This is a genomic window from Rhodococcus sp. P3_B8 (genome assembly GCF_056402775.1).
Window position 1 is genome coordinate 1 of record NZ_JBFUGT010000191.1, and the last position, 12,250, is coordinate 12,250.

The 12,250-nt window shown below is 64.1% G+C and carries 9 protein-coding genes and 1 pseudogene; 4 read left to right on the forward strand and 6 right to left on the reverse strand.

Going from position 1 to position 12,250, the window contains the following annotated elements; translation table 11 throughout:
- Positions 1–76 precede the first annotated feature (76 nt).
- The 3 genes from AC1D1G_RS32415 to AC1D1G_RS32425 form a co-directional block, all read right to left on the reverse strand.
- On the reverse strand, positions 77–1,027 hold the full coding sequence (locus AC1D1G_RS32415; RefSeq protein WP_477955276.1) for a phosphoglycerate dehydrogenase: 951 nt from the start codon (positions 1,025–1,027) through the stop codon (positions 77–79).
- Positions 1,028–1,131: 104 nt separating this feature from the next.
- Complete coding sequence (locus AC1D1G_RS32420) at positions 1,132–2,451, reverse strand: cation:dicarboxylate symporter family transporter (protein ID WP_477955277.1); 1,320 nt, start codon at positions 2,449–2,451, stop codon at positions 1,132–1,134.
- A 70-nt stretch (positions 2,452–2,521) separates the two neighbouring features.
- Positions 2,522–3,688: a mandelate racemase/muconate lactonizing enzyme family protein gene (locus AC1D1G_RS32425; protein WP_477955278.1), complete on the reverse strand. Its 1,167-nt coding sequence runs from the start codon at positions 3,686–3,688 to the stop codon at positions 2,522–2,524.
- A 165-nt stretch (positions 3,689–3,853) separates the two neighbouring features.
- Here AC1D1G_RS32425 and AC1D1G_RS32430 point away from each other — a divergent pair, with 165 nt between their 5' ends.
- Together AC1D1G_RS32430 and AC1D1G_RS32435 are read left to right on the forward strand one after the other, a co-directional pair.
- Positions 3,854–4,537, forward strand: a complete 684-nt coding sequence (locus tag AC1D1G_RS32430) for a GntR family transcriptional regulator (protein WP_477955279.1) — start codon at positions 3,854–3,856, stop codon at positions 4,535–4,537.
- Positions 4,538–4,645: 108 nt separating this feature from the next.
- Complete coding sequence (locus AC1D1G_RS32435) at positions 4,646–5,743, forward strand: tartrate dehydrogenase (RefSeq protein WP_283352401.1); 1,098 nt, start codon at positions 4,646–4,648, stop codon at positions 5,741–5,743.
- A gap of 265 nt (positions 5,744–6,008) precedes the next feature.
- Here the strand turns inward: AC1D1G_RS32435 and AC1D1G_RS32440 are convergent.
- Positions 6,009–6,331, reverse strand: a pseudogene (locus AC1D1G_RS32440) (histone-like nucleoid-structuring protein Lsr2).
- Between AC1D1G_RS32440 and AC1D1G_RS32445 the strand changes: the two are divergent.
- Positions 6,318–6,830 carry a hypothetical protein gene (locus AC1D1G_RS32445; RefSeq protein WP_477955281.1) on the forward strand — a complete coding sequence of 171 codons (513 nt, stop codon included), beginning with the start codon at positions 6,318–6,320 and terminating at the stop codon, positions 6,828–6,830. The pseudogene AC1D1G_RS32440 and the gene AC1D1G_RS32445 overlap by 14 nt on opposite strands.
- Before the next feature lie 498 nt (positions 6,831–7,328).
- Here AC1D1G_RS32445 and AC1D1G_RS32450 read toward each other — a convergent pair whose 3' ends face one another.
- The gene (locus tag AC1D1G_RS32450; protein ID WP_477955282.1) at positions 7,329–8,882 is read right to left on the reverse strand and encodes a serine hydrolase domain-containing protein; all 1,554 of its coding nucleotides are present in this window, start codon (positions 8,880–8,882) and stop codon (positions 7,329–7,331) included.
- Complete coding sequence (locus AC1D1G_RS32455) at positions 8,882–10,423, reverse strand: alpha/beta hydrolase (RefSeq protein ID WP_477955283.1); 1,542 nt, start codon at positions 10,421–10,423, stop codon at positions 8,882–8,884. Before AC1D1G_RS32455 ends, AC1D1G_RS32450 begins: the two co-directional genes overlap by 1 nt.
- 1,151 nt (positions 10,424–11,574) lie before the next feature.
- On the opposite strand from AC1D1G_RS32455, the gene AC1D1G_RS32460 reads away from it, so the two are divergent.
- Positions 11,575–11,778, forward strand: a complete 204-nt coding sequence (locus AC1D1G_RS32460) for a cold-shock protein (RefSeq protein ID WP_283332860.1) — start codon at positions 11,575–11,577, stop codon at positions 11,776–11,778.
- The last annotated feature ends 472 nt before the right edge of the window (positions 11,779–12,250 follow it).

A 12,250-nucleotide genomic window follows, 5' to 3' on the forward strand; every position in this document is an offset into this window, starting at 1 on the left:
GCGTTGACCAGCAGCCAGGTACGGGAGATTTCGGCGTCGACCGCGCGGGGTGCTATCGAGATCTTCTCGGTCATGGTCATACCGTTTCCTTATCGACCGGATGAGCGGGTTCGCTGCCGGCGAGGACGTCGATCACGGCGTGAGCGGCGGCGAGACCGGCTCGGTTGCGGGCCTCGACGGTTTGACCGGCCAGGTGTGAGGTGATGAGCACGTTGTCGAGGCTGCGGAGTCGGCTGTCGGCGGGGAGGGGTTCTCGGGCGACGACGTCGAGTGCGGCGCCGGCGATGTCTCCGGCTTCGAGGGCGTCGGCGAGGGCGTCCTCGTCGACGAGGCTGCCGCGGGCGGTGTTGATCAGGACCGCGGTGTTCTTCATCGCCTGCAGGCGCTTGCGGTCGATGAGATGCTCGGCCTGGGCGGCGGCGCGGGTGTGCAGCGACAGGTAGTCCGCGGTGGCGGTGACGGTGTCGAGGTCGACGAACTCGATGCCCGGGTCGTCGGTGGGGTGCGCGCTGTGCACGGCAACCGACATTCCGAACGCCAGACCGAGTTGGGCCACGGCTCGGCCGCTGGGTCCGTAGCCGATGATGCCGAGGGTCGAGCCGCGCAATTCGCGGCCGGCGTCACGGGGCCAGCGGCCCGCACGGACTCCGGCAAGGATATGGGGGAGTGCGCGGGCGGTCGTCAGGATCAGCGCAATGGTCATTTCGGCGACGGCGTCGTGGTTGACGCCGGGGGTGTTGCACACCCGGATGCCGTGGCGGGCGGCCGCCGCCAAATCGACGGAATCGTAGCCGACGCCGCTGCGGGCGATGACTTTCAGGGACGTGGCGGTTTCGAGCATGTCGGCGGTGACCGGTTCGCTCGCGATGACCGCGCCGTCGATTCCGTCGAACAAGGCCAACGCTTCCGCGCGGTTGCGGGTACCGCGGGCGGGTGCGTAGGTCACCTCGTGTCCGTGCCGGCGCAGAAGGTCGTCGATGTCGTCACCGGGACCGAGGTAGTCGGTGGTTACCAGAACGCGTGACATACAGGTCATTTCCTCTCGAGTTCGTGTGTGTTGCGGCCGAATGCGGCAGGGCGAGATGGACGCGTCGCCGCGGCCACCTCGCCCTGTCATGTCAGCACTGTGGGTTACTTTCCGGCTTCTTCGTGCTTGCCGGCCCCGGCACCGAGTACTGCTCGTGCCTTCTCTGCGTCGAAGTCGTTCTCCCACTTACCGATCACGATGGTCGCCATCGCGTTGCCGAGAACGTTGATGAAGACCCTGCCCTCGTTGAGGATGCGGTCGACACCGACGATCAGGGCGAGTGCGGCGAGCGGGACGTGGCCGACGGCGGTGATCGTGCTGGCAAGGACGATAAACGCACCGCCCGCGATGCCGGCGGTCCCCTTGCTGGTCAGCATCATCACCCCGACCATGACCAGCTGCTGCTGCCAGGACAGGTCGATTCCGACTGCCTGGGCGAGGAACAGTGAGGCCATCGTCAGGTAGACCGCGGATCCGTCGAGGTTGAACGAGAACCCGGACGGGATCACGATGCCGACGACCGGCTTACCGACACCGAGGTCCTCGAGCTTGCGGACCAGCTGCGGCAGCACCGCCTCGCTCGAGCAGGTACTCAACGCGACCAGCAGTTCCGCCTTGAGGTACCGCATCAGCGAGAACAGGCCGACACCGCAGGCCCGGCTGATGACCCCCAGGACCACGATGACGTACACGACGCAGGTGCCGGTGAACAGCAGGATCAGGTAGCCGAGCTGCTGCAGGCTCTCGGCGCCGTATTTGGCGACGACCGAGGCCAGGGCGCCGAAGGTGCCGATCGGGGCCAGCCGCATGACCCAGCCGACGATCTTGAACACCACGGAGGTCAGCGCCGAGATGCCGTCGTTGATCGGTGCGGCCTTCTCGCCGGAGACGTTGAGGGCGCAGCCGAACACGATCGAGACCAGCAGTGCGGCAAGGATTTCGTTGCCGGTGACTGCACCGAACAGGTTGGTCGGGATGATGCGGTCGATGAAGTCGACCGCACCGTGGGCCTGGCCCGTGCCGGGGATGCTCTCGGCGTCGAGCTCGGCGAGGTTGATGTTCATGCCCGCGCCCGGTTTGAAGACGTTGGCCACGACCAGCCCGATGAGCATCGACAACAGCGACAGGACCATGAAGTAGCCGAGCGCCTTGGCACCGATCCGGCCGGCCTTCCGGAGGCTGTCCATCGACGAAATGCTCTGTGTGACCACACAGAACACGACCGGGACGACGATCATCTTGACGATGCCGATGAACCAGTCGTTCAACGGGCTGAGCGCGGCGCCGACGTCCGGGAGCAGGACGCCGACCGTGATTCCGAGGACCGCCCCCAGCAGCACTTGGAACCACAACTCGCGCATCAGCCGGCTGAGCCGCGAGCGTTCAGGTTCTGTGTGGCTCGGGGACATGGTGGTAGTAGTCATCGCGAGTGCTCCTTCGCACATCGGACCAGGTGGCGGTCCCCGCGTCAGCCGGAACCATGGAGGGTGGGGGTCAGTGGTGCAGTGCGCGGAGCACCTTGTAGAAGGCGGCCTTGCCTTCGAAACCGATGCCGGGGATCTCGGTGAGCCCGACCCGGCTGTTCTCGACGACCGCACCGTCGGCGAAGCCGCCGGTCGGCTGGAATTCGCCCGGGTAGGACTCGTTGCCGCCCAGCTTCAGTGCGGCGGCGATGTGCAGGGAGAATTGGTGTCCGCCGTGCGGGATGCACTGGCGCGAGGACCACCCGTGGTCCTTCAGCATCTGCTGCACCCGCAGGTATTCGGTGAGGCCGTAGCTCAGGGCGGGGTCGACCTGGATGATGTCACGGTCCGGGCGCATGCCGCCGTAGCGGATCAGGTTCCGGGCGTCCTGCAGCGAGAAGAGGTTCTCGCCGGTGGCGATGCGGCCGGAGTAGTTCTCGGAGAGCACGGCGTTGAGGCGGTAGTCGAGCGGGTCGCCGACCTCTTCGTACCAGAACAGGTTGTAGGGCTCGATGGCCTTGCCGTATTCGAGGGCGGTCGCCAGGTCGAAGCGGCCGTTGACGTCGACCGCGAGGCGCGAGCCGTCACCGCCGAGGACCTCGAGGACAGCGTCGATACGCTCGAGGTCCTCGGCCAGGTCTGCGCCACCGATCTTCATCTTGACGACGTTGTAGCCCATGTCGAGGAAGCCGCGCATCTCGTCCTGCAGGTCTTTCAGGGTCTTGCCGGGCGCGTAGTAGCCGCCGGCGGCGTAGACGAAGACCGAGTCGTCGGGCCGGCCGTCACCGTACTTGTCGGAGAGGTAGCGGTAGAGCGGCTTGTCGGCGATCTTCGCCGCGAGGTCGAACAGGGCCATGTCCATGACACCGATCGCGACCGAGCGCTCGCCGTGACCGCCCGGCTTCTCGTTCTTCATCATGATGTCCCAGGCCCGGGTCGGGTCCAGGTCGCCGGCCTGGTCGAGCAATGCTTCGGGGTCGGCGTCGAGGAGCCGGGGAATGGCGCGGCGGCGCAGGATCTCTCCGGCGCTGTAGCGGCCGTTGGAGTTGAAGCCGTAGCCGACGATCGGCTCGCCGTCGCGCATGACGTCGCTGACGATCGCGACGATCGAGCAGTCCATCTTGCTGAAGTCGATCCAGGCGTTCCGGATGGACGAGCTGATCGGGACGATGCCCTCGTGTACGGAAATGATCTTCATGTGCTTCCTCTCCTCACTTTCACTGGTCTTATAACGCTTATAAGACTTATAAGATGCAAGAGCGATGTTAGACTGATCGTGGCGCCGGACACAAGGGCCAATTTGTGGCCGGGAGCACAGACCGAGGATTTAGGTGAGAGAGGGCACATGCAGCCGACGAACGTCATGAACGTCTATTCGRGCAAGGGCGACGTTGCGTACGGCGAGCTCCGTCGGCTGATCTTGAGCGGCGAGCTCACCCCGGGATCACGCCTGGCGCAGTACGAACTCGCCGACAGCCTCAAGATGAGCATCACCCCGCTGCGGGAGGCGATCCGCCGCCTGAGCAGCGAAGGGCTCGTGGAGATGGACTCGCACCGCGACGTGCGAGTGGCGCAGATGAGCGCACAGGAGGCCCGCCAGCTCTTCGAGGTCCGCCTCTCCCTCGACCCCACCGCCGCCGAACTGGCCGCCGCACGGCGCACCGATCAGGACATCCTGTTCATGCGCTCCGCCCTGAGCCGACTGGTGCCGGTCACCCGTCAATGGGGCGAAGAGGGCCTGCAAGCCCACCGCGAATTCCACCGTGCCCTCTACGTCGCCTCCCACAACGACGTGCTGATCCGGTTACTCGACGACGTCTGGGACAAGTCCGACCGGTATCGCCGCGTCGGACTCGAACTTCCCCCGGGAGACGAACCCCGCATCCGCGACCTCGACGAACACCGCCAGCTGTTCGACCTGGTCGTCGCGGGCAATGCGGCCGGCACCGGCGAGCTGATGCGCCGACACATCACCGAAAGTCTCACCGCCACCGCCATCCGCGCCCTCGAGGAACGCGAGGGTGTGACCTCACGCGAGCTGGCCTGACCTGGCCGCCTCACCCGGCTTCCATAACCAAACACCCGAATTATCCAAGCGGCAGCGCCGAAGTGCTGTACGCCAGAATTTCTGGACCCTGAAGGGAGTCACAACACCATGGGCGCAACACATCGGATCGCAGTCATCCCCGGCGACGGGATCGGGACAGAGGTCGTCCCGGAGGGACTACGGGTCCTCGAGGCCGCGGCGTCGGCATTCGACTTCCGACTCGACTACGAGCAGTACGACTACGCCAGCGCCGAGTACTACACCAAGACCGGCACGATGCTGCCCGACGGCTGGTTCGACCAGCTCAACCAGTTCGACGCCATCTTCTTCGGCGCCGTCGGCTGGCCCGATGTGGTCCCCGACCACATCAGCCTGTGGGGAAGCCTGCTGCAGTTCCGCCGCCACTTCGACCAGTACGTCAGCCTGCGGCCGGTCAAACTCCTGCCCGGCATCACCAGCCCGTTGACCGGGCGCGAACCCGGTGACGTCGACTTCTTCGTGGTGCGGGAGAACACCGAGGGCGAATACTCGAGCATCGGCGGCAAGATCTTCGAGGGCACCGACCGCGAAACCGTCATCCAGGAAGCGGTGATGACGCGAACCGGTGTGGACCGAATCCTGAAGTACGCCTTCGATCTCGCCCAGTCCCGGCCCAAGAAACACCTCACCTCCGCGACGAAGAGCAACGGCATCTCCATCACGATGCCGTACTGGGATCAGCGCGTCGAAGCGATGGCCCAGAACTTCGCCGATGTCGCAGTGGACAAGTATCACATCGACATCCTCACCGCGAACTTCGTTCTGCACCCCGACTGGTTCGACGTCGTCGTCGCCAGCAACCTCTTCGGTGACATCCTCTCCGACCTCGGCCCGGCCTGCACCGGCACCATCGGCGTGGCCCCCAGCGGAAACATCAACCCCGAGCGCAAGTTCCCGAGCCTGTTCGAACCGGTCCACGGATCGGCCCCCGACATTGCCGGCAAGGGAATCGCCAACCCGATCGGGCAGATCTGGAGCGCGAGCATGATGCTCGACCACCTCGGCGAGACCGAGGCCGCCACCGCCGTCATGACCGCAGTCGAAGACGTCCTCGCCGCCGGCAGCGACACCCTCACCCCCGACATCGGTGGCACCGCCACCACCCGAACCCTCGGCGACGCGATCCGACGACAGCTCGAAACCAACACCACGCGCGCTACCTCCTAGACCGGCTGAAATCCGAGTTCGAGGCCTGGGTCTCGACCAGGTAGGTCCGGGTGCCTGAGCGGGTCGCCTCGCCGTTGATGGATTCTCGCCGGATGGCTATTCACGACCCGGCCTAACGCGCCTAACCCATTGCATAACACAGATTTTCATTGTCTCCCACGGGTCAGCGCCGCTGCCTGGCGTGGGCTAACGATCCTGCAAACAGATTTCACGGGGACGTGGCGGTACATGCTCCTGTTCTGAGACAGGTGGTCGGGCGAGGCCGTCAGTGGGCGGCGTGGAAGGCCTGCTCGATCTCGGTTGGGATACGTCCTCGGGAGGAGGGCTCGTAGCCCTGCTCGCGCGCCCAGGCGCGGATCTTCTTCGTTCGCCCCGTGGCCACTTCCCGGCAGTGGGATTACCCGGCCGGTCCGCGCTGTGCATGCGGCCGCCGACCCGAGTGAAGTGCGCGATGTAGTACTCGAAGGTCTCGCGGAGTTCCTTCGCGTGCTCGTCCTTCAGGTCGATCACGTACTCGACGCCGTCGACTGCATAGTGGATGCTCTCGCCGTCCTCACCGAAGGCGGAGCCGTCGATGTCGTCGACCATCTCTACTACGACCCTGCGTGCACAGATTCCACTCCTCGTCTCCGGTACAGACCGGATGACAGTACTGGCAGAATCAGAAAACTTCGCGAGCCCCGGGTGCCTAGGGGTGGCCCTCGTCGAGGTTGCCGCACTCGCCGAGGCCGACAAGGATCCCGACGAGCCGGCAGCAGCGATGGCACTTATCTCCACTCTCGGCGTCCTGACCAGAGACCACGAGGGTGACCTCCCCACTGTCTGGGTGCCGGAGCCGCTCCTCATGCGAGCGGCGCGGCTCATCGAGAACACCGCCGACCTCGTCCACCACGGCTGCCCGCTACCACCGGACGACGCCGAGGACGTCCGACCCCACCTGCAGAGGGCACTGAGCGACGACGACGCCCAGCTCTGGGCGCTGATCCCCGACACCGACCGACGGTCCGGCTCGGGTCTGTGGGCGGTTCCCGTCGATCGATCGTGCACACCGCGTGTCGCGAGCGCATTCGTGGCTGCAGAACGATAGAAGCGCAGAAGATCTCCGCGAAGTCCTTGATGCGGCGCCCGCAGCGATCACCACCATTTTCGGCATCGTCGTCTTCCAAATACGCTGGCAGGCAGGTATTTCCAAGTATCCGATAATTTACCTTATGCCAACTATACCGCCCCGGCACTGCATCAGATGACCGATCCGGCCCCCACGATTGGTTCCTTGGTGGGTGGCTGCGTTTCCGAGGGACTGATTGCGATGGCCAACCGCATAGTCGGACCATCTGCCTTTGTGCGGTTTACCGGCACGGCCAGCTCTCCGCAGCGAGCGTTGGCCAGCAGCGGCACCGGTTCCGGAGTCTTCGCGCAGGGCCCCTCGACAAACTGCGCCGGCGGATGGTCCACGGTGGTCGGCGGCGAGCTGGACGGCGAATTCGAACATGCCCCGCTGGCGAGAACCACAGCAAAAGCCAGGACTGTGAACTGATTCAAATTTCGCATTGCGCCACCGGCTTCCCCGGGGTGGATCGGCTATTTACTGCAGGTGCCGGTAGAGCCGTCCGTGGTTGCTGAACCAGGCGACATTCCCATCGGGCCCCCGAAGGAAGTTGGATCGGGTGCCGGTGGGTTTGAGGTCGGGGCCAAGGTCGAGCCCATAGTCGGTCTTGTAAAGCGCAAGGCCGAGATTCGGGACTGTCTGCTCATCCGGCAGGTAGGTGCCATCCGGGGCGTCGCTCATGTTGCCGACGAGCTGGCCGTCTTTGCCGCGGAAGTTGATCACGACGGTCCCCAGGGTGCCCGATTGATCGATGTCGTCAGTGGCATACGCCCCCTCGTAGGGCGCCAACTCGGCCGTGCTCAACTTCTGGGGCGTCGCGGGCAGGTTACTGATTCCGGCGAAGCGGCGAAGCGACCAGTCCTCGGCGAACAGTTCGTTGAGCAGTTTCCCTCCACCCTCGGAATTGGTGAGCACGGTCATGGCGAAGTTACGGCTGGGCACCATGAAGAACCCGGATCGTTGACCCGCCCAGGTCCCGCCATGTTGGACGATCGTCTCGTTCTCCGCGGAGGGCCGCAGCATCCACGACACTCCCATGCCGGTGAGTTCGACCTGAAGCGTGCCGCCGACGCCTGGATTGGAACGCATGGCGATGAGCGAGTCTTTGCTCATCAACCGATCTCCCTTGGGTGTCGTGCCGTCGCCGAGGTGGAAGCGCGCGTAGCGCACCTGATCCCGCACGCTGGAAATCAATGATCCGGTCGGGTTGCAACTGCGCGAGAAGAACCAGAAACCCGGGTCCACAACGGCTTTTCCGTCGTCGACGTTGTGGGAGGCGGCGATATTCCGGCCGATTATCTGGTCCGAGAAGAAGTGGGTGTGACTTAACTCGAGCGGGTCCAGCAGCATCTTCTGGACGGCGTCCTCGTAGACCGATCCGGTCACGACCTCGACAATCCGCCCCGCCACAACCAGCCCCGCATTGTTGTAGGCGAAGACCGTGCCCGGCGGGGTCTTTTGTGGGAGCCGGGTCATCGACGCCACAAACTTGGTTATCGCGTCGTCGCCTCGACCGAAGTCCTGGAGATCGTCACCGAGCCAACCCGACGTGTGGTTGAGCAGTTGTCGCACCGTCGCCGTGGCGCTGGCTTCTGGATCGGCGACCGCGAAATCGGGCAGATACTGGCGTATCGGTGCCTCCAGATCGACCTTGCCCTCGTCGACGAGGCGCATCACGGTCGTTCCGGTGAACGTCTTCGTCGTGGAGCCGATCCGGAACAGGGTGTCGCCGTCCACCGGTGTCGGGTGGTCGACATTGGTGACCCCATACCCCTTGATGTACTCCTCACCGTCGGCAATGACGCCAACCGCAACCCCGGGGATCGCGTAGTCCTTCATCGCCTTGTCGATCTTGGCGTCGAGCTCGTTGAACGCTTCCTTCGCGTGCGCCGGGACGCTCGTAGCTGTGGTGGTCGACTCCTTCGACGAACATGCCGGCAATACGAACACCGCCAACCCGGCGACCGCCCCGCCAAGCACCGCCCGGCGCGACAACTCAGGGCCACCGACGGCGAACACCTCGGTCGTCATCAGCGTGGCGGGAGAATGTCGTATGCCGGCAGTTGCGTCGTGTCCGTGCAGGATGTGTCCGGCTTTTCCGGATCGTCGAAAAATGACGCGATTATCTCGGCTCCGCACGGTGGCTCTGCATACACACCGTGTGCAGCTCCGGGCACTACCGCGACTATGGATTGCGAGAGATCCTTCGCGATGTAGTCGCCCCACACCGCTCCGGTCTGCCMGTCGTAGGTTCCCGACAGCACAAGCGAAGGGATGTCACTCACGGTGATGTCTCGGATCGAGTCAGGAGCCTTCGGCACGTCCCACACTTCGCAGGCGTCGCGCAGGAACGGCAACTGCGGCGCTTGGGCCCGAACGGACTCCGGCAGTTCAGGGAATTCCTTTTCCGCCTGTTGCATTGACTGCTCGACGGTCTCGAACGGGATCCATTCACGGCACCAAATGCTCAGGGTGAGGCCCCAATGGAGGACGCCCCTCTCCGGGTGCCCCCACACCTCGGCCCAACGCGACGCAAGGGGCTGCGCATTCCCGTGTGCGAGCTCATCGACCGTTGATGGGAACTCTTTCGGTAGATGGGTAGCCACGGGGACAAACCAGTTCAGCAGCATTCCGCCGTCGACGACAACCTTCGTCTCTCCTACACCCTCAACGTTGACCGTCGTGGTGATGGGCTTCGCTTCAAGCTCATTGACCAGCCGGATGAACGTTGCCCCCAGGTCGGGATAGCGCTCTTTGCATGCTGGCTGGTCCTCGCACGCCTTGACCATGTTGTCGAATGCTTGGCGAGCGCTGGCCCAGGTCCACCCCAGGGCACCAACCGATGGAGGCGTCACTCCGTCGAACACGATCGACTCGATAGCGTCGGCGTCTTGACGCATGTAGATCAGCGCAAGGTCGGTACCGTACGAGTGGGAGAACACATTCCACTTCTCGAGGCCGAGTGCCTTGCGTAAATCAATCAGGTCATAGGTGCTCTCGGTCGAATTGAACGCCGAGAGGTCAACGGTGGGGGCCAGGCGGTCGTGGCACTCCTTCACCGCTTCTACGTACGCATCCCGTGTGGACTCAGCGTTCCACGCCATTCCGATCCTTTGGGCGAAGAACTCGAAAATCTCCGGGCAGGGCAACGGCGAGCTGGACGTCGCGTTGCCGCGCTGTCCCATCAGGATCAGATCGCGATCACGGTTCAGCGGGACGTCCGGGTTGATCGGGGGATCCGTGACCCCATCCTGACCGGGCCCGCCCATGAGAAAGACGATCGGAGCCTTGGTCGGCGGCTGAGTTTCCGACGGAACGATCGCTACTGCCAAGCGCAAGGTTCCGCTGTCTTCTTTGGTGCGGTTCACCGGTACCACCAAGTCCCCGCAGCGAGCATTCTCCAGCAGGGGGACCGGATTCGGCGTCTTCGCGCACGGACCCTCGACAAACTCCGCCGGCGGATGAGCCACAGTCGTCGGTGGCGAACTGGACGGATCGGAATTGTTGCTACACGCTGAGCTGACGAGAATCGAGACAAACGCAATCGCCGTTATCTGGTTCACAAACCGCATGTCGACCACCCTGAATGGCGACCGCCCGAACCTTGTGTTCGGCTCGGCCCGAGTATTTACCCAGATAAATCCTGGCACACCCCATATACCGGAAGTTTGAGAACCGATGAAATCCGGCGATCCTCATGCGGACGCTCGGTGATGAATCGAATCGTGCGGTCGGCCAGCTCGGTTGGGAAGGCATTCCATAGGCGGCGCGTGATCACCGCCGCAAAACGAGATAGTCGGTGCGATAGATTCCCCGATTGGCGTCAGGGACGGGCCAGTTGCCCGCTGTGGTCATGATGAAAGGCAGCCCGTCCAGTCGATTGTCCATACGCGCGCCCAGCGTCCCGCTCGCGATCCTCTTACAGGACACTCAAAACGCTCCCTCACTCGAACGGCCACCAACTTGGAATCTGACGCGGCTCCCCGATCGGGCCGCATCCACGGGCGATAATGGTCCCTATGACCGCAGAACTTGTCCCGTGCGAGATGGACAAGTGCCAAGACGAGGCGACGCACACTGTGCGGATCCAATTAGCTGATCAGCCCGAAGAGATCTGGTAGTTGTGCCGATCACGACGGCCAACGCAAGACCGCAGCGGGCCGAAGGCGCAGCCGCCAGTCGAGCAACCCCCTGCCTTCCGATGCAGGGACTGCGATCAGGTTCGGCAGGACTTCACTCCGCCCTGCCCGGTCTGCGGCTCGCCTAATCGAGCGATCAGCCCGCGCTCCGCAGCAATCGCCTTGTCAGTGTTGTGCGCCAAATATGCTGGTACAGGATCCTTTTCGGAGTACCGATAGCGAATATTATGTAAACTGGATTGCTCCGTATTTCATCAGATGCATCATCGGCTTCATGCAGGAACCCGTGGGAGCCGCCCGGATCTAAACGTCGCCGACGGGGTGACCGGGCGACGGCCTGTGCGGCGAAGGCTTCGTTCAGTTCGATGGTGTCGATGTCGCCGGGGGTACGAATCGCGCTCGCGTGCCGAGACCGATGTTGTAGGACCTTCGCCCCTACACACAGGGTGCTCGTTCTGGCATCCTCCGATCGAGGACACCAGTTGTTCGGCCCTCCGGCCATCCGGGGTGCGGGGACGGTCAGGGTGTCGAGATCGGCCCTCGGTGGGAGGCGCCGTCTCGTCGGCTGCAGGGAGTGAATGACCATGGCGCAGGGCACAGTGCACTGGTTCAACGGCGAGAAGGGCTTCGGATTCATCCGCCCCGACGACGGCAGCGCCTACCTCTTCGTCCAGTTCTCCGAGATTCAGGTCAGCGGGTACAAGTCGCTCGAGGAGAATCAGCGGGTGGAGTTCGAGGTCGGCCGGGAACCGAAAGGGGTTTACGCCCAGAATGTGCGCCCCGTCTGAGCCGATCGGCGCCGTGCAGCGGGCCGGCGTCCTCGAGCGGGACGGTCCGCGCGTCGCCGGGCCCACCATTGCCTGAGGTAGTGAGGATCGCCCCAGGCGGACCACCGTCTCTGGTGCGTGCCACGGAGCGTCTGACGGGATGAGCCCAATGCCGGAAGACGCCGAGGACCGATTCATCGCTGGACGCTCCTGGGCGTGCGGGTCGACGCGGTGGAGTGTTTCGCGGACTGTACCAACATGTGCTCACTGCCGGAGACCTGAAGTGGGCCTACGCCGAGAAGGACTACCGGCTGTTGGGCGTCAACACATCCCTTCGTCGCCAGCAGGAAAGCATTCGAGCCGCCATACTGCTCAGCCGACACGACCTGGGTCCTCTGGCCGTGGCATTTGTGGGCGCGGCACTTGTTGTCGTTTTCCGACGCATCCTGGGGCGTGGATGGGAAACTGTGCGTGCTGGGACGAGGCATTTCGC

What these genes read in the sequence shown, in the direction of transcription:
- AC1D1G_RS32445 (WP_477955281.1), top strand. Translation starts at nt 6,318, where the DNA reads ATGTCGTCGACCATCTCTACTACGACCCTGCGTGCACAGATTCCACTC.
- AC1D1G_RS32415 (WP_477955276.1), bottom strand. Translation starts at nt 1,027, where the DNA reads ATGTCACGCGTTCTGGTAACCACCGACTACCTCGGTCCCGGTGACGAC.
- AC1D1G_RS32420 (WP_477955277.1), bottom strand. Translation starts at nt 2,451, where the DNA reads ATGACTACTACCACCATGTCCCCGAGCCACACAGAACCTGAACGCTCG.
- AC1D1G_RS32425 (WP_477955278.1), bottom strand. Translation starts at nt 3,688, where the DNA reads ATGAAGATCATTTCCGTACACGAGGGCATCGTCCCGATCAGCTCGTCC.
- AC1D1G_RS32435 (WP_283352401.1), top strand. Translation starts at nt 4,646, where the DNA reads ATGGGCGCAACACATCGGATCGCAGTCATCCCCGGCGACGGGATCGGG.
- AC1D1G_RS32450 (WP_477955282.1), bottom strand. Translation starts at nt 8,882, where the DNA reads ATGACGACCGAGGTGTTCGCCGTCGGTGGCCCTGAGTTGTCGCGCCGG.
- AC1D1G_RS32460 (WP_283332860.1), top strand. Translation starts at nt 11,575, where the DNA reads ATGGCGCAGGGCACAGTGCACTGGTTCAACGGCGAGAAGGGCTTCGGA.